This window comes from Shimazuella sp. NTD248, assembly GCF_059510395.1.
This window is the reverse complement of the sequence record NZ_JCAJZT010000005.1, coordinates 66,046-82,350: the sequence shown is the minus strand read 5'-3', so window position 1 is coordinate 82,350 and position 16,305 is coordinate 66,046. Positions and strand designations below refer to the sequence as shown.

Annotated in this window: 18 protein-coding genes and 1 pseudogene; 10 read left to right on the top strand and 9 right to left on the bottom strand. The window is 39.6% G+C overall.

The annotated features are described in order from the left end of the window. Positions 1–142: 142 nt before the first annotated feature. On the bottom strand, positions 143–1,528 hold the full coding sequence (locus tag AC5WOE_RS12465; protein WP_496052707.1) for a helix-turn-helix domain-containing protein: 1,386 nt from the start codon (positions 1,526–1,528) through the stop codon (positions 143–145). Between the two features lie 160 nt (positions 1,529–1,688). Here AC5WOE_RS12465 and AC5WOE_RS12460 point away from each other — a divergent pair, with 160 nt between their 5' ends. Genes AC5WOE_RS12460 through AC5WOE_RS12450 form a run of 3 tightly spaced genes read left to right on the top strand, consistent with a single transcriptional unit; the run spans position 1,689 to position 2,517 of the window. Next, on the top strand, positions 1,689–1,823 hold the full coding sequence (locus AC5WOE_RS12460; RefSeq protein WP_496052706.1) for a hypothetical protein: 135 nt from the start codon (positions 1,689–1,691) through the stop codon (positions 1,821–1,823). 26 nt (positions 1,824–1,849) lie between these two features. Next, entirely contained in the window at positions 1,850–2,203 is a 354-nt protein-coding gene (locus AC5WOE_RS12455; protein WP_496052705.1) for a hypothetical protein, read from the top strand. A gap of 11 nt (positions 2,204–2,214) precedes the next feature. Continuing rightward, complete coding sequence (locus AC5WOE_RS12450) at positions 2,215–2,517, top strand: hypothetical protein (RefSeq protein ID WP_496052704.1); 303 nt, start codon at positions 2,215–2,217, stop codon at positions 2,515–2,517. 172 nt (positions 2,518–2,689) lie between these two features. Here the strand turns inward: AC5WOE_RS12450 and AC5WOE_RS12445 are convergent, their stop codons facing one another. After that, entirely contained in the window at positions 2,690–3,319 is a 630-nt protein-coding gene (locus AC5WOE_RS12445; protein WP_496052856.1) for a DUF4309 domain-containing protein, read from the bottom strand. A gap of 351 nt (positions 3,320–3,670) precedes the next feature. Here AC5WOE_RS12445 and AC5WOE_RS12440 point away from each other — a divergent pair, with 351 nt between their 5' ends. Then, positions 3,671–5,194 carry an MFS transporter gene (locus AC5WOE_RS12440; RefSeq protein WP_496052703.1) on the top strand — a complete coding sequence of 508 codons (1,524 nt, stop codon included), beginning with the start codon at positions 3,671–3,673 and terminating at the stop codon, positions 5,192–5,194. 170 nt (positions 5,195–5,364) lie between these two features. Here the strand turns inward: AC5WOE_RS12440 and AC5WOE_RS12435 are convergent, their stop codons facing one another. Continuing rightward, positions 5,365–6,249: a VOC family protein gene (locus AC5WOE_RS12435; RefSeq protein ID WP_496052702.1), complete on the bottom strand. Its 885-nt coding sequence runs from the start codon at positions 6,247–6,249 to the stop codon at positions 5,365–5,367. A 178-nt stretch (positions 6,250–6,427) separates the two neighbouring features. Here AC5WOE_RS12435 and AC5WOE_RS12430 point away from each other — a divergent pair, with 178 nt between their 5' ends. Together AC5WOE_RS12430 and AC5WOE_RS12425 are read left to right on the top strand one after the other, a co-directional pair. Continuing rightward, a complete protein-coding gene (locus AC5WOE_RS12430) occupies positions 6,428–7,927 on the top strand; it encodes a hypothetical protein (protein WP_496052701.1) in 1,500 nt (499 codons plus the stop codon). 452 nt (positions 7,928–8,379) lie between these two features. Beyond that, positions 8,380–8,856 (top strand): DUF2690 domain-containing protein, encoded by a 477-nt coding sequence (locus AC5WOE_RS12425; RefSeq protein WP_496048884.1) that lies wholly within the window; start codon positions 8,380–8,382, stop codon positions 8,854–8,856. Between the two features lie 118 nt (positions 8,857–8,974). Here AC5WOE_RS12425 and AC5WOE_RS12420 read toward each other — a convergent pair whose 3' ends face one another. After that, positions 8,975–9,127, bottom strand: coding sequence for a hypothetical protein (locus tag AC5WOE_RS12420; RefSeq protein WP_496052700.1), 153 nt, complete (start codon positions 9,125–9,127; stop codon positions 8,975–8,977). 91 nt (positions 9,128–9,218) lie between these two features. Next, positions 9,219–9,380 (bottom strand): hypothetical protein, encoded by a 162-nt coding sequence (locus AC5WOE_RS12415; protein ID WP_496048882.1) that lies wholly within the window; start codon positions 9,378–9,380, stop codon positions 9,219–9,221. Between the two features lie 101 nt (positions 9,381–9,481). Between AC5WOE_RS12415 and AC5WOE_RS12410 the strand changes: the two are divergent. Next, positions 9,482–9,956, top strand: a pseudogene (locus tag AC5WOE_RS12410) (response regulator transcription factor). Positions 9,957–10,337: 381 nt separating this feature from the next. Here the strand turns inward: AC5WOE_RS12410 and AC5WOE_RS12405 are convergent. The 3 genes from AC5WOE_RS12405 to AC5WOE_RS12395 form a co-directional block, all read right to left on the bottom strand. Continuing rightward, the gene (locus AC5WOE_RS12405) at positions 10,338–10,928 is read right to left on the bottom strand and encodes a TetR/AcrR family transcriptional regulator (RefSeq protein ID WP_496052699.1); all 591 of its coding nucleotides are present in this window, start codon (positions 10,926–10,928) and stop codon (positions 10,338–10,340) included. Positions 10,929–10,931: 3 nt separating this feature from the next. Next, positions 10,932–11,678 (bottom strand): alpha/beta fold hydrolase, encoded by a 747-nt coding sequence (locus AC5WOE_RS12400; protein WP_496048877.1) that lies wholly within the window; start codon positions 11,676–11,678, stop codon positions 10,932–10,934. Positions 11,679–11,876: 198 nt separating this feature from the next. Next, a complete protein-coding gene (locus AC5WOE_RS12395; protein ID WP_496048876.1) occupies positions 11,877–12,194 on the bottom strand; it encodes a hypothetical protein in 318 nt (105 codons plus the stop codon). A 320-nt stretch (positions 12,195–12,514) separates the two neighbouring features. Here AC5WOE_RS12395 and AC5WOE_RS12390 point away from each other — a divergent pair, with 320 nt between their 5' ends. Next, the gene (locus AC5WOE_RS12390; RefSeq protein WP_496048875.1) at positions 12,515–13,642 is read left to right on the top strand and encodes an MFS transporter; all 1,128 of its coding nucleotides are present in this window, start codon (positions 12,515–12,517) and stop codon (positions 13,640–13,642) included. A 205-nt stretch (positions 13,643–13,847) separates the two neighbouring features. On the opposite strand, the gene rpmB is transcribed toward AC5WOE_RS12390, so the two are convergent. Next, positions 13,848–14,036 carry a 50S ribosomal protein L28 gene (gene rpmB, locus AC5WOE_RS12385; RefSeq protein WP_240875167.1) on the bottom strand — a complete coding sequence of 63 codons (189 nt, stop codon included), beginning with the start codon at positions 14,034–14,036 and terminating at the stop codon, positions 13,848–13,850. Positions 14,037–14,241: 205 nt separating this feature from the next. Between rpmB and AC5WOE_RS12380 the strand changes: the two genes are divergently transcribed. After that, complete coding sequence (locus AC5WOE_RS12380; protein ID WP_496048874.1) at positions 14,242–14,607, top strand: Asp23/Gls24 family envelope stress response protein; 366 nt, start codon at positions 14,242–14,244, stop codon at positions 14,605–14,607. Positions 14,608–14,619: 12 nt separating this feature from the next. Further along, positions 14,620–16,299 (top strand): DAK2 domain-containing protein, encoded by a 1,680-nt coding sequence (locus AC5WOE_RS12375; RefSeq protein WP_496052698.1) that lies wholly within the window; start codon positions 14,620–14,622, stop codon positions 16,297–16,299. Positions 16,300–16,305 lie beyond the last annotated feature (6 nt).

The window sequence follows — 16,305 nt, the reverse complement described above, 5'->3', positions numbered from 1 at the left end:
ATAATTTTTTAACAGTCTATATAAATTATGCGTCAGGGGATTCAGAATCCATTAATCTAGAAAAAATCGATTCATTTTGGAAAAAGATGCTTTTTCACACCCCTGAGATGAATGGTGAAAGGGAAGCTTGTTTTTTTGCTTCTTAATAGTCAGGTGGCTCTGCTTCTAGATGCTTAGGTATTCCTAGTTTATGATGAAAAGTCATATTCTCACCGCCTTTCCATAATTTTAATGATAGCTGATGGAATTGTTCTACATATTTTCCATAGAGATCGGGATTATCCGATTTGCATGTTTCTGCTAGTTTCATCAAGATATCCCATTCATGCTGGGTGTAAGAATTAGACTGAGCAATCAAAAGTGCATTTTCATACTGATAGTGTGCTTTGATCAATTGTCCTTGTTGAAGGTAACAATCACCTAAAGCAATTAGGGCACTCATTAAACGCAGGTTATCTTTGGTTTCCTCACCAAGCTGGATAGCTTGTTCTAGTGTTTTCTGTGATTTTTGAATATCCATTAATTCTAAGTATAGCAAACCTAATTCAGTGTAGGTAGAGACAGCAAGAGGGAGGTATTGTATTTTTCCTTTTAGTTTTAAGGCTGTTTTCAGGCAGTGTTTAGCGTTAGCGAATGATCCTTTTTTTCGATAACTTTCCCCTTGTGTTGTCCATAGTTCAAATATTCGATCGTAGAGTTTGTCTAAGCGAGCAAGGATAACTCCTTCTTCGGCAATTTGGATAGATTTATCATAGAGCCCAAATTTATTGAACAAAGTTGCTTGTAATTGAGCGAGGTTGGTTTTTGCTTCTGTACTTGCAATTAAGGATCGATTTTCTCTTAATTCTTCGGAAATGCGAAATGCTTCTTCATTTTGATTTAGTTTTTCAAGGTAAATTGCTTGGCTCAGAATTAGGTTATATTCAAGATAGCTTCGCTCACCCTTCTCTATAAAACTATTCATCCCTTTTTTTATAGCTAATATGGCATGATTTAGTTTTCCTTGCTTTCCAAATACCCTGCTAAGTCCATAGTAACATCCTGCTTGAATGTTTGAGTTTTGGATTGCTGGAAACTGATCTACATAACGGATCGCTCTCTCGAAAAATTCTTGTGCTTTAACCCAATTTCTTTTTTCTTCATAGATTTTACCTTGCAAAAAATAATACTCGCCAAACAAAGGATCATCTGGTTCAAATTGAATTTTATTTAATTCTTCCCATACTTCTGTCGTTTCAATCAAATTAATATCTTGTTCAATTGTCTTCAATAACAACCGAATATCTACCTGCTCATCCTCATCCCCATTTTTCTCTTCTAACACTTCCTCAATCTTTAACCCCAAATAATCACAAATTGCCACCAAGTTATCTTCTGCCACTTGATATGCCCCACATTCGATTTTACTCACCAAAGAAGGGGAGATGTTGATGGAGAGGGCTAAGTCTTCTTGGGTAATTTTCTGTTTTCTCCTCGCTTTGCGGATTTTCTCTCCTTGTTCATACGAAACAAATACCGTTGCTTTCATTGGATTTCACTCCTTCAATCACAATAAATTGTAATCAAGTTTCTTTTATTTAAGTAGAAAATGATAATTTCTATAAATAATTATGAATATTGGTAAAAATTATTGTACTACCTTATGCTTATTAAAGAAAGAGGTTTAAATGGGAAAAGGAGGAAAATAAATGGATTTATTGTTGAAAATCGAAGGAAGAGGAGAAGCGGTTCGTGATTTTATTACTTTTATGAAGACCGACGATCGCTATGCCATCTATACGAGTGCTAGGTATACCGTTGTCCTTAGAGAAGGATGTCGTTGAGTTTGTGTTTGAAGAGGGGGGAAGCAGTGGGGGAAGTACAGGTTTTTCAAATTGGAAGAGAGGTTGCTAGATTTCTTGTTGCTTATGGTGAGGGAATAGAACTTATTTCTTTAATGAAACAGTTTCGGCAAGCAAAAACACGTAGTATGTTGATTGAAGTTATCCATCAGATTATCTATCTAGGAGAAGCGGTCAAGGTTCAACAGAAGCGATTACAAGTCTCTCCGACGAAATGGGAAACACTCCTCTGTTTTATGGAAAAAGGTAATATCTCAGATGTCCGCAGGCTTCATATATTGATGATCGAAAGCATGGAGAAGTTTCAGGTTGATAAACTGCTGAAACTAGAGCAACATCTGGAGCAATTAAAAAGGAAATAGGAGGGAAAAGTATGCTAACGATGCATCTAAAAGGCGAGTATCACTACATAGAAGCATTTGTCACCCATCTCAAAACCCAACCCTTTTTTACCTTATTATCAGAAAATCAAATCAAAGCAGGGGAAGTAGAGTTAAACTTTACTACCAATCTATTTAAACCAAGTCTATCACCTCGATCAGTAGTAGAATTAGTGACAATCGATGAGCAAGTGATTCAAATCGAACTTCTTCACCCTGTAGAAATAAGAGTAGATGAATATATTCGGCAAATTTCCGGTTTCAGCTACGACATATTCGCTGCACCTCAGAGATAAAGAAAAAAGAGTGACCCATCGGTCGCTCTTTCTTGATCATGACTTTAACCAGTTATTTACACTGGTGTATAGCTTTATTGGGTGGTAATTTTTATAAGAAATACGCTATCCTTGCTAGGTGTAGGGCTCTATCCTTACAGTAAGATTATTTCATAAGAGATTGGGCTTATTTTCATTGACCTATATTCACTACATTTATCGGGCTATCTTGCTTATCGCTTGAAAACATAAAATAAACGTAGACAAGTTTCCCTTGATTTTCTCTTTGGACTTTGTACTTGATGATATGACCTTCACCATCATCACCAGAGCCATCATAGTCTGCCTTGCCTAATATCTTTCTCACTTCGGCAAGCGTAATGTCATGGTATTTGTTATCTTGAGTTACGAAACTATCAACTTTATAATTTTTTTCAGCATTTAGGTTAAAAGAAATTTTCCTTTTATTATAGTTTAAATATATTTCCTTAATACTTCCTTGATCAGGTTTTCCCCATTTTTCCACAATAGCATTAGCATCAGAGTCCAGACCAAATTCTTCACTATTAATTGCTTTTCCCTCAGCAGCCAACACCATCGTTTTTTGTAACAGTTGTGAATGGCTATCTTCATTGGTTGTTGGGGTAGAATTACTCGGATTCGTGTTAGAAGTAGTTTGAGTACTATTGTTATTAGATTGGGTACTATTATTATTGGTTGGAGTATTTGAACTAGATGAAGGTGTGTGGCTTGTACAACCACTTAATAATAGAAAACTAAGAGAAGCAATTACAAAAAGTTTTGACAGTTTCAGTAAGATCATCTCCAAATAGTAAATATTATCGTAAAAATGATAACTAATGATTTATTCATCTTGGTTCTTCCTCAAAGAGAAGAATTCGTTTAATGTGCATCAGGAGGTATAACTTGCAGATATTTTGGTCTATTCAATCGTTTTCAGGGATTTTTAGTTTTCTCACCACACTTCATTATCTGTTATTTCTGAATATCTATTCATTTTAAGTATAACAAATCTAGTTGTGAGTAGGAAAGTATGGATCGAACACCTTCGTCCTGTTGAACAGTGGATTTTGGATGAAAATTTTCGAAAAGTCAAATAAAAATGATATACTCGGTACGAAAGAGATAAAAAAACTATCGCTAGGAGATACTGTTGAAAAACAGATTCGTGATCGCCTTCTTCATGAGTGTCATGGTAGGAATGATGACAGGATTCTTCTGGTCTCCGCTATCGAGGATATATGAGACAGCTGGATTCGAAGGACTTGTCCCATATATCCCCCTGAGTTATGGGGTAGGATCGCTGCTTTTCGTTTGGTTGTATACCAAAAAAGACCTTGATCCAGAGAAATGGACTTTTCTTTCTTCTCTTGGGCTAAGTAGTGTCATGTGGGGTATGGCCGCTACATTCAAATGGCCATCCTCCCTGCAACCTCTCCTACTCATGGCCTTCCCACTAATGTATGGTGGGATTTGCGGAATGCTCTTTATGAGTACGGATACATTCTATCGATTTCAATTGGGCAAACGAGCCAAGGCTCATCAGAGGGGAGTAGCACTTAAGGCTACTGTTTTTTCTTTGGTTTACCTGGTGTCCAGTTCATTGAGTTTTTGGGTATTGGATAGTTTGCATTCTGTCTATGTGTGGGTAGAAATGGCTGCTTGTACACCTCTCGTGATTGGTGTTCTAGCTTGGTGTATCTTCCCTAAGAAAACCGTTTGGGATGCGATTTGTCTTCGATCTCGAAGTATCCACCGTCTAAACATCGTCCAGAAAAAGCAAGGGAAAGAGCGATCGGCAGATACAAAAACAAAAGAGCCTCTCTTTCCGCTGTTTGTACTGGTAATCGGCCCATATACGCTGGCTGGATATGTTCTAGGATATGTGTTTCTGAGGGATGTTGTCCTCTGGGCATGGTTGGCAACACCGGCAATGATTGCTTTTTGGTACTTCTGGATTCGATTGTTTCGTCAGAAACAACCCATTCAGGACCAAAAGGAGATTGTCATGACTACTCGGTTGTTTTGGATTCTGCTACTGAGCGATTTGCCAAGTCAAATGCCTGTGAGTTTAGGTCCTCTCTATGTACCATTGCTGCTGAAAAATGTAGCCTTGGTCAGTTTCGTTCTGTCGGGATCACTCTTCGGTGGGATCGTAGGGGGATGGATTGCCACCTTGATTCCTCCTCAATATAACCGTCAGACTCTCACAATTTGTTTTATCCTGACGGGAACAGGATTGACATTGGTTGCGATGCAGACAACGGCCACTCCAGATGCTGTCTTCCTGTCCCTGTTTCTGATTGCTGTTGCAAGTTCGCTGTCGGTCACGATTCGATCCCAGCTCCTATTTCGGCATATGAAACAAAAGACTGGTGCTGTAGGTGCTGCGAAATTGATTAATGCCATCACCTTTATGATGATGTTTGTTCTCGGATGGATGACACAGCGATTTGGATTGCCATACAAGGCAATTTGGGGATTGCAACTCGTTCTGCTTCCGGCTGGTGGTATCGCTCGGCACTATTTGGTACAGTATTTCCGAATCCAAGAGGAGCAAACTTGGAAAGAGTGTCGAGATGAGCTGATGCAGCCAGTCGTCAAGGGCATTCGCTCCTTGGTACTCGCCATGGTGATCTACACAAGCCGACCGGTATCTCCGATGAAGAAAATCTAGCTTTACTATCCCTGCTAAGGGAGTACAAATCCCCTGTCCATGTGTTCCAATAGGACAGGGGATGGCTGTTTATTAGGATTCTCTTATATCGGCATCGTTTGTAATCGATAAGAAGAATATCACCCCATACGTTCATATTAATCCAAACGATATGCAGTTTTCCTTCTATCTTACTTTCCTTGGTATGCTTTCTCTAATTCAGCAAGGTCAAACTTTTTCATGTTTAGAAAGGTTTTTGTAACGCGGTTTCGCTTTTCTCTATCATCTGTCCGCATCATTTCATCCATGTTTTTGGGAACAATTTGCCATGAAAGTCCGTATTTATCCTTTAACCATCCACATTGCTCTGCCTCCGGCACTGCCGAGAGTTTCTCCCAATAGTAGTCTATTTCTGCTTGGTCTTCACAATTTACGAGAAACGATATCGCCTCATTAAAGGAAAAGCCATGAGGATAGGAACTGTCCATAGCAGAAAATTTTTGACCTTCCAAGGTGAAGGCAGCAAATTTTAACATCCCCTCTGCATTAGGATCTTCTCCTTTTTCATAATGTGCAAATGCATCAAAATTGGCATGCGGAAATACGGAGGTGTAAAAGTTTATCGCCTCTTCGGCTTTCCCGCAAATATCACCAGTAAACATAAGAGCAGGAGTGATCTTTTGTGTGAACTCCTGAGTATTATACATGATTTGCCATGAAAGTCCGTATTTGTCTTGCAACCATCCATATCGTTCGCTAAATGGATAGGAGTCAAGCATCATCAAAGCTGTTGCCCCTTCAAACAACTTGTCCCACAACTTATCAACTTCCTCTGTTGTTTGACAATGAACCATAAAAGAAATGGAAGGATTAAACTGAAAATGAGGTCCAGCACTGATCGCCATAAATTCCTGTCCAGTCAACACAAAAGAGACTATATCGCAGTCTTCTGATGGAGTACCTTCAATGGTTGTGATGTTTGTGATCCTTGAGTTCTCCCCAAAAACAGATGTATAAAACTCGGCAGCTTCTTTCGCTTCTTGATCAAACCATAAATGAGGGATGATTTTTTGCATGTTTTCGCTCCTTTCTTTTTCCATATTGTATCCAATAATGAAAGAGATATCGAACGTAATTTCGGGATGAATACATATTGATCAAATCGAGGATTTGAGGCGGAAATTTATGAAAAGTCAAATAAAAATGATATACTCTGTACGAAAGAGAGAAAGAATCAATCACTAGGAGATACTGGTGAAAAACAGATTTGTGATCGCCTTCATTATGAGTATCATGGTAGGAATGATGACAGGATTCTTTTGGTCCCCGCTATCGCGGGTGTACGCTGGAGCTGGATTCGAAGGACTTGTCCCGTTTGTCCCTCTGAGTTATGGTGTAGGATCATTGCCATTCATTTGGTTCTACACCAAAAAAGCTCTTGATCCAGAGAAATGGACTTTTATCTCTGCATTGGGGCTGAGTGGAGTCATGTGGGGGATGGCTGTTATTTTCAAATGGCCCTCTTTCCTAGATCCATTCCTGCTCATTATTTTTCCGGCGGTGTATGGTGGATTTTCAGGTATGCTCTTTATGAGTACGGATACATTCTATCGATCTCAATTGGGCCAACGAGCCAAGGTGCATCAGAGGGGAGTAGCACTTAAGGCTACTGTTTTTCCTCTCGTTTACCTGAGTTTCAGTTCCGTGAGCTTTTTGGTAATGGATAAAATGCTTCCGAACTATGTATGGGCAGTGATGGCTGCTTGTACACCTCTGATGATTAGTATCCCGGCTTGGATCATTTTTCCTAAGCATGCGAATAATGCGGGTCAACGGTCGAAGGCCGTACAGAAGAAACAGGTAAAGGAGAGGTCGGCAGATAAAAAAACAAAGGAACCTCTCTTTCCGCTCCTTGTACTGGTAATCGGTCCGTATACACTAGCTGGATATGTGCTAGGGTTCGTGTTTCTGAATGCTGTTGTCCTCTGGGCATGGTTGGCGACACCCGTGATGATTGCTTTTTGGTGCTTTTGGCTGCGACTGCTTCGGCAGCGACAGCAGATTCAGAACCAAGAGCAGATCGTTTTGACTCCAAGGTTGTTCTGCCTTGTGGTGCTGACTTATTTGCCAAGTCTACTTCCCGTCACCATCGGCCCCCTTTATGTACCACTGCTGCTGAAAAATGTTGCTTTGGTCAGTATCGTTCTATCTGGAACCACGATCGGCGGTGTGGTTGGTGGATGGATCGCACCTTTGATTCCTCCACAGTATAATCGTCAGACATTGACATGTTCTTATGTCCTGACAGGAACAGGGTTGACATTGGTTGCATGTCAGACAACGGTCACTCCGAGGGTTGTGTTCGTGGCGATGTTTCTCAATGCACTAGCTAATGCACTCTTGTCTACGATCCAGTCCCAGCTCCTGTTTCGGCATATGGAGCAAAAGACAGGTGCTGTAGGTGTGGTGAAATTGATGGTTGCTGTCGATTATTTGATGATGTTTGCTCTCGGATGGATGACACAGCGATTCGATTTGCCATACAAGGCTATTTGGGGTCTGCAACTGGTGCTGCTCCCAGCTGGCGGTATTGCACTGTACTATTTGGTACAGTATTTTCGAATCCAAGAGGAGCAAACTTGGAAAGAGTGTCGAGATGAGTTGATGCAGCCAGTCGTCAAGGGCATTCGATCCTTGGTATTCGCCATGGCGATCTACACAAGTCGACCGGTATCTCTGATGAAGAAAATCTAGCCTTCCTATCCCTATAAGGGAGAACAAATCCCCTGTCATGTGTTCCAACATGACAGGGGATGGCTGTTTATAAGCTACATAGGGATTGTATGTGAAAGGTGAAATAAACTTGGTAGAATATTGCGTATTCAGCTTATAAAGTGAGCAGTACCATAATTACCAATAGTGTGAAAAGTCGATCAGAACTATGAAGCATATATGGATTTATTTTTTATTTAAATATTAAATTTACATTATAATTAGATATGGGAATCTTATGATGAATATGAATATACTTGCTGTTTACTATGTTTAAGTCCGTTATTCTCCTTATTTCAATCTAGTTTAACAATACATTAATATAAATGAAATAATCCTTTAATATTAAATATCAATCGTTTGTTTATAATTTGAATAATCCTATTGATTATATAAATGTAATTAATAGGATAAAAATGGGGAGGTGTATGGAAGTGAAGAGAGGGAAGTTGTTAGGATTGACCTTTATTTTTATGCTTTCTATTTTCGCCTCAGGATTTGCGCTGGAATGGAATAAAGCTTATGCTTTGAGTTATCCCAGTGATACAGATCCTTATACAACTGGTTGTGCGTATAACAAGCCAGTTACGTATGCAACAAAGCATATTTACAAGAACGGAAAAGATATTGGATATGTGCAACTAAAAGGTAGTGCAGGATGCCATACTGCTTGGGGTTATATCTATCTATACAATAGCGCACCGTCTAATGGATATGCGGATGCGTATATTCGCAGAAGTGATGGAGCACAACGCGATTGTGCTGACTCTGGTGGAAACGGAGTAGTAAATAAAAATCAACATTCTTGTTATACTCCACAACTTTGGGATTATAGTCCTTACACTTCATATGCCCAAGGTTTTGCCGATATCTATGGGGATACAGTAAGTGCGAAAACAGGATCATATTAATAATAGTAGAGCTTAAATAGGGTCAAATGAAAACGAATTCAATACGCAAAAGAGCGGCAATGGCCGCTCTTTTGCGTTGGCAGGAAGTGTGAATTTGTTGCTGGAATCACATTTCCTTTTAAGAAGGGTCTACTTCGTCATAGGATAGAGTGACAACTTTTGTATAATCTCCTTTCGCGATCTCTTCTTTGGTTGCGTTTTGCTTTAATTCTTCTTGATCATCCATACCATTTGCAATGGTAGGCTCTTTTTGTTTGTCTTTTTTCTTCATAAAATAAATCACTCCTTTTTTGTATTATTACCAGTTGGCGTGATTTATATGGATTTAGAGGATATGCTATTTTTTACAGATATTATGATGCTTAAAAATCAGCTTTCGTACTGTCCCATGGGGAAATCGTTGTATCTACACCTTTGCCAGATTCGATTTGATCTTCTATTCCTTTGCCATCTTGCCATTCGGTGACCTTTTCGCCTCCTGATCCAGCCCAAGGATTTTTCAGCATATCATCAGAACTGCCCATTAGTAAAACCTCCTTTAACTAAGATGTTTTAATATGTGCGGTGAAACCCCGAAAAGGGACTTTTAAAAAGCGGAGATAGCCATTTGAAGAGAGATTCATCGATGATAATTTCGGAAAAAGAATACATGATATACTTTTCTAAAAAGCAGCAAGGAAGAGAATATATGAAAATTTTAGTTGCGGATGACGAGAAAAACATTACGGATGCGATTGGATATGCATTGCATCGAGAAGGAAATACGGTCGAAGTGGCATATGATGGGGAGGATGCCGAACAAAAAATTGCTGCTTTCCAGCCTCATATTGTTATCTTAGATATCATGATGCCAAACCGATCAGGCTATGAGATTGTCGAAGATACGAAAAAGGGATAAAATGGGAATTATTTTAGTGACAGCTAAAACAGATATCTCGGACAAGGTTCTTGGTTTGGACTTAGGTGCTGATGATTATATTACGAAACCTTTTGATATGCGAGAATTGCTCGCACGAGTGAAATCGTTACTCAGACGATTTCAAAAGTTTGACCAAAATGAAAATGAAATGATCCGAATCCATGATCTACAAATCGAGTAGAAGAAGCGAAGAGCCGAGTTGGAAAAACAACCCCTTGACCTAACCCCCAAAGAATTCGATTTATCTATGTATGTGTTTACTTTAAAGCACTAAGCTAATTTACTTCAAACGAAGGAAAGAAAACTCTCTATATGCTCCTTTATTTCATTTATTCATCATCCAAGAACTTAATATTATTGTTAGCGGGCAAAAATTACTTCTTGTATATGGCAATTTCAGATTTCTGAGAACGAATTTAATAATGAAACTCTGATAAGTTTTCTTCATGAAAAAATCACCCCTGTGAAGTTAGATTTGTTGGTCTAACTTTTGGGGTGCACATCAGATGAGGGTTTTATTATATTTCACAAAGTGTTGGTTAAATCCATTCACTAGTATAAATTAACCTTCCCTACAAAATTCATTAATCATTTGTGTCTTTATCTCCTCAATAGGAAACTGCTCAGGATAAGTAGAGATCATCAACATGATACCTTGAAGGGTTGAGGAAAAATATAGTGATCTTTTTCTTGGTTCTGTGGCTCCTAATCTCTCAAATATCTCACATTGGAATTGAAATTGTTTGGAGTATTCGTCGGTCAGCAATTTTCCATATTTGGCTACTGTTTCATCTGACTCGGGGTGAGTTTGCAAATGGAGATAGAACCGAAATATTTCAGGATTTTGATGTACATTATCGAGCGCACCATTGATGATGTGTTTCAATTGGTCAGTGGGTGATGCATAAAGCATTGCTTTTTCCATCACTTGAACTAATTCACCGATCCGATATTCAATCATGGTAGATAGGAGCTCTTCTTTTCCTTTGTAATAATTGTAAAGGAGTCCTTTGGAGATACCAGCGTGTTTGGCAACGTCGTTAATAGAAGTAGCGTGATATCCTTGCATCATGAATAATTCCATTGCTGCGGTACGGATTTTTTCTATGGATATTTGCCGTATTCGTTCATTTTCTTCCTGCGTTCGTGGCATGAGTTATTCCTCCAAGAAACGGGTAATATGATGAGTCAGTGCTTTAGGATGGGTTAAGGTTACCATATGATCGGCATCAGATAGGAGCACAAAACGTATATTTGGAACCCTTTGGAAGTGTTCTGCCACAAGCTTGTTATCAGGAAGTTCCACTTCACCAATGATAAATAGCGTTTTGACGGATAGGTGCTCCAATCGTTCGATTGCAGGCTTTGGCCAAACGGATTCAAACGTAGTCCATTCCTCGATTTTCTTTAGATGATGACGAAGCATCTCTTCCATTAGTTCACGATGAGGACTAGCCATCGTGATTTGATATAAAGGAGCACTTAGGGAAATCTCTGCAACTTTATCCATATCAGGTAAAGCTGAATTGACTTTTTTCATCCAATTTTTGAATTCTAACGAGCGTTCAAAGCCGGATAATTCAGGTGCAATTAATATAAGTTCTGATACTCTTTCTGGATATTGCAATGCGAAGTCTGTGGCGATCTGCCCCCCCATTGAATGTCCAACTAGGGTAGCTTGAGCGATTTGAAGATGATTAAGCAAATCGAGTAAATCTTGTATATAGTTAGCAGGTTCTACAGGTGATGGAGATCTACCGGCACCACGGCCGTCTACTGCGATCACTTTATAGTTTTTGGCTAAAAGAGGTACAACAAACTTCCAATCACGCAAATCAGCGCCACCACTGTGGAGAAGAATGATTGGTTTTCCAGTACCACTTACTTCATAATATAAATCCATAACAATCCCTCCATTTGATGATTGTTGTAGAGGCTACTTATCATTTTATTATTGGGTGGACATTTGGTCAATGAAAAATCGGAGCGCTTTTAAAAATGCAGAAAGCACTTTCGATCTATATATATTTGTTATTGTCAGCAAAGATGGATCGATTTAATAAAATAACGATAAAACCCTATGAAAGAAGCTCATCATCGCTTATGCTTGATGAGCTTCTTTCATGTATTCCTCCACTTGATCGAAAAACTCTCGAAATTCAAACGCCATTTCATTCCATCCATTCCTTATCATCCATTCGATCATATTTGCCATATGAGGACGTCCGGATGGATAGTCTTCGTGAAAGCCTAATTCCAGTAATGGCTTCATTCGACCGATCATCTGAAACCCTAGCGTGATAAAATCAAACTTACTTTTTGCAAGCGGTATCAAATATTTCAGACTTCTGCATTCTTTTTCCCAAGACTTCAATATACGACGTTTGGTGAATGTTACTTTTTGTGTTTCGTATACCATTTTAAACCTCTTTGTATGTATTTTGGAAAATATTATAGCATTTCGGTTAGTGAAATTGTTCTAGTATCCTGTTTTGTAACAAAAAAATAATTTGAGTATTACAAATTTGTAATTTTTTTATTCCGTGTACTACCCGAGTTTATCATTTTTAGTCAATAAAAGTGAAAGAGTAACAAAATAGGAGTATGTTTCGTATCTTGTAATATATGAAATTTGTGCATATTCTATAAATAGGAATCAACTTCATAACCTACTATAACAAAGAAAATGGATAGGGAAGTTGATGAGAAAGGGTTCCCGACTCGAAGAAAGGCAGATTCATGCGAAAACCGGACCCGGACATCTGGAATAGAAAGACCATCCTCACGGTCTTTGTTCTGTTTATTATTGCACTCAATATCGATATCTATGGTAGTGCTTATACCTTGTGGATGAGCCTCCATAAAATGTCCTCCTTGATCACAGCAATGGTGATTATTACGACACTTGTCGAAGTAATCGGTTGGTCAATCAGTGGGGTATTGATTGATCGATATGGGACAAAGAAAGTGCAGTTTATCTCTTTATTGATTTTGCTCATCACAGGAGCGATAGGGGCGATGCTGGGTGGACTTGTCGTCTTGGGTTGTCTTCTCATGCGATTTATGGTCTGTGGGATTGCGTTGACAGCAAACACGATCCAGATCAGAGATCTGCTACCAAAGGAAAAGCAGGGCAAGGGCTTTGGTCAGCTGTTTATGGTGGGTTTTTTTGGCGGAGTAGTTGGTGCAGCCATCGGGTCTTGGTTGGCGAGTGAATACCAGGCTGTATGGAAATGGGTTGGACCCATTCTGACGATCTTTGGGATCATAGTCTTGATGTATACACAGCAGTCCAATCGAGTACCGGAGAAAGCCTCCATTCGACCTCATCCAGAAGTATTCCGACTGAGCGTTCCAATGATGGGCATCATGGTCATCCAAAGTGTGTTTATCGCTTATGTTGTGATCGATTTGGGTGTCGAAAATGGAACCATCGTCAGAGTGGGCAGCTATGCTGGCAGCGGTTTGGCTGGTTGGATCGTACCTAACCTGCTCAAGAAGATCAAAGAGAATGAGAAGGCATTTATTCGATTTGGTGTGGCTATCGCATCAGTGTCCATGCTCTTCTTTTACTGGCCCAATGTCGTAGGGCTAATGGTAGCTTCCTTTGTTATTGGGGTTATCTTCAGTGGGATTCAAACTCAAATCCTGGGAACAAAGGTATATCTCCTCACTGATCAAAAGGGAAGAGCGGCCTCAACCAGCCGTCTGGTTCAAGGAGGGAGTAGGATTATCGGTATCTATGGTCTTGGAATGATTCGAGACCATGTGGGAGAAACAATGTGGCTCGTTCTGCCGATTATTCTCCTGCTCTCTCTTCCTGTATTTGAGTGGACTTTTCGCCGCTGTTCTGCATGGAAGAAATAGAGTTAGGAAGCCACCTAAAAAACGATCACTTCCAATTCTGAAGAACTGGAAGTGATCGCCCTCAAAATCCTACAAATGATAGTAATAAGTTAAGGTCTTACTTCATTGGTTGTTACAAAAGTGGAAAGTGAACTTTTTATCTATATAAATAAAAACAAAAATCCAGTTCCGGTTGCCCGATCTGGATTCGTTTGCATCTATCCGATTATACACGAGTTACCTTGCCGGATTTGAGTGCTTTTGTGCTCACGTACACACGTTTTGGTTTTCCATCAACCAAAATACGAACTTTTTGTACGTTTACGCCCCATTTTTTGCGGGTTTTGCGATGGGAGTGACTTACATTGTTACCTGCATGTCCTTGTTTTCCTGTGATAAAGCAACGACGAGCCATTGTTACACCTCCTAACACTAACGTTTGCCATTGTAGCATATTCTGGGGGCTTCTTGCAATCCACTTTCCTTCTTTAACTGGTTTATTGTACAATGAACAAAAGCCATTTTAAAATATCATGCCATATAAGGGGAATTGTTTGTAATTTATATCCATTACACAAAGAATACTATTATATCTGAGTCATATAAGGAAGGTTGATGAAATGAGTTTACAATTTTCAAACAAACTCGGTCACATCAATGTTGCAAATGATGTAATCGCAACTTTGGCTGGTGTCGCCGCACTTGAATGTTATGGTTTAGTAGGTATGGCTTCCCGTAGTCAACTAAAAGATGGGATTACGGAATTGCTAAGAAGAGATAATTCTTCTAAAGGAGTAGAAGTACACACGGATAAAGAAAGTGTCACGATCGATATGCATATTATAGTTGGTTATGGTACGAAGATTTCAGAAGTAGCCAAAGGTGTACAATCAAGAGTGAAATATACCTTAAATGAGTTACTGGGCATTCAAGTAGAACATGTGAACATTTTTATTCAAGGCGTACGTCTAGTTAACGAAGATTAAGGAGGTCCTCGGTTGGAAAAAGCAACGATTAATGCACCTCTCTTTCTCTCGATGATGAGAGCTGGAGCGATGGAGTTGACGAATAATGTAGAACGAGTGAATGCGCTCAACGTCTTCCCAGTTCCAGATGGAGATACTGGTACGAACATGAACCTGACGATCACGTCTGGTGTTGCTGAAATGGAAAAAAAAGCGGCAGAGCCAGCAGTAGGTAAATTAGCGGAAGCGCTTTCAAAAGGCCTTTTGATGGGAGCTCGTGGGAATTCTGGAGTGATTTTATCTCAGTTGTTTCGCGGGTTTGCAAAAGCTGTGTCCAAAAGTGAAGTCATCGGTCCAAAAGAACTAGCAGATGCTTTTCAAGCAGGAGTGGATACAGCATACAAAGCAGTGATAAAACCAGTAGAAGGTACGGTTTTAACCGTCGCAAGAGAGGCGGCAGCAGCAGGTGTATTCCAAGCGCGTGTAGCAGATGAAGCTCTCCAAGTAATGGATGCCGTTGTAAAAGAAGCGCGAAAGTCACTGGCTCGAACTCCGGATATATTGCCAGTATTGAAGCAAACGGGTGTAGTAGATGCAGGAGGGCAAGGATTGGTATTTGTTTATGAAGGGATGAGAAAAGTGCTAGCTGGAGAAGAAGTGTCACTTGAAGCAAAACCTACATCCAATTTGCCAAGCTTAAAAGATTTGGAGCACGAAGCACATGCTGGTGCAAATATAGATCCTGCAACGATCATACATGGATACTGTACGGAGTTTATGATTTTACTATCTACAACAAGACGGAAAACTCGTAAATTTAATGAAGTTCATTTTCGTGAAGAGATTTCTCAGTATGGAGATTCCTTATTGGTTGTTTCTGATGATGAACTGGTCAAAGTACATATACACGCAGAGCATCCTGGTGATGCAATAAACTATGCTTCCACATATGGTGATTTAACCCGGATTAAGATTGATAATATGCGTGAGCAGTTTGAAAACGTTACCGGAGTTGATGCCATTCATCAAGCACCTATCGAAAAAAAGACACCAGAAAAGCCATATGGGATTGTAGCAGTAGCTACAGGACAAGGAATAAGTGACATATTTGAAAGCGTTGGGGTTGATGTCGTGATCACTGGCGGTCAGTCGATGAATCCCAGCACAGAAGACTTAGTAAAAGCTGTGGACTCGATATCAGCAGAACATGTATTGATTTTACCAAATAACAAAAATATCATTTTGACAGCAGAGCAAGCAGGCGAGTTAGTAGATGTCGATGTAACCGTAATTCCAACGAAAACCATTCCACAGGGATTGTCTGCTTTGCTAGCATTTGATGAAGAAAAAGAAATACAAGATAATAAAGAAAAGATGAACAGAGCTCTTACTTCTGTTCAATCTGGAGAAGTAACCTATGCAGTTCGTGATACGGTTGTGGATGGGGTTACCATTGAAAAAGACGATTTTTTGGGGATTCGGGAAGGAAAGATTATAACTGCCGGAAAAAATATGTTAGAAACTTCCTGCGAACTCCTGTCTAATATGATGACATCAGAGACGGAAGTAGTTACCGTACTGTTTGGCAGTGATGTATCTGAAGAGGAAACAAATGAATTAGTTGCTCGCTTAACAGAGTCATATCCAGATGTTGAATATGAGGTTTATGAAGGTGGTCAGCCACTTTATTATTTCTTATTTGCAGTGGAGTAGGAGAAG

Excerpts from the sequence above, each read along its gene's own strand:
- AC5WOE_RS12465 (WP_496052707.1), bottom strand. The coding sequence starts at position 1,528 with ATGAAAGCAACGGTATTTGTTTCGTATGAACAAGGAGAGAAAATCCGC.
- AC5WOE_RS12460 (WP_496052706.1), top strand. The coding sequence starts at position 1,689 with ATGGATTTATTGTTGAAAATCGAAGGAAGAGGAGAAGCGGTTCGTGAT.
- AC5WOE_RS12450 (WP_496052704.1), top strand. The coding sequence starts at position 2,215 with ATGCTAACGATGCATCTAAAAGGCGAGTATCACTACATAGAAGCATTT.
- AC5WOE_RS12445 (WP_496052856.1), bottom strand. The coding sequence starts at position 3,319 with ATGATCTTACTGAAACTGTCAAAACTTTTTGTAATTGCTTCTCTTAGT.
- AC5WOE_RS12435 (WP_496052702.1), bottom strand. The coding sequence starts at position 6,249 with ATGCAAAAAATCATCCCTCATTTATGGTTTGATCAAGAAGCGAAAGAA.
- AC5WOE_RS12420 (WP_496052700.1), bottom strand. The coding sequence starts at position 9,127 with ATGAAGAAAAAAGACAAACAAAAAGAGCCTACCATTGCAAATGGTATG.
- AC5WOE_RS12415 (WP_496048882.1), bottom strand. The coding sequence starts at position 9,380 with ATGGGCAGTTCTGATGATATGCTGAAAAATCCTTGGGCTGGATCAGGA.
- AC5WOE_RS12405 (WP_496052699.1), bottom strand. The coding sequence starts at position 10,928 with ATGCCACGAACGCAGGAAGAAAATGAACGAATACGGCAAATATCCATA.
- AC5WOE_RS12400 (WP_496048877.1), bottom strand. The coding sequence starts at position 11,678 with ATGGATTTATATTATGAAGTAAGTGGTACTGGAAAACCAATCATTCTT.
- AC5WOE_RS12395 (WP_496048876.1), bottom strand. The coding sequence starts at position 12,194 with ATGGTATACGAAACACAAAAAGTAACATTCACCAAACGTCGTATATTG.
- AC5WOE_RS12390 (WP_496048875.1), top strand. The coding sequence starts at position 12,515 with ATGCGAAAACCGGACCCGGACATCTGGAATAGAAAGACCATCCTCACG.
- rpmB (WP_240875167.1), bottom strand. The coding sequence starts at position 14,036 with ATGGCTCGTCGTTGCTTTATCACAGGAAAACAAGGACATGCAGGTAAC.
- AC5WOE_RS12380 (WP_496048874.1), top strand. The coding sequence starts at position 14,242 with ATGAGTTTACAATTTTCAAACAAACTCGGTCACATCAATGTTGCAAAT.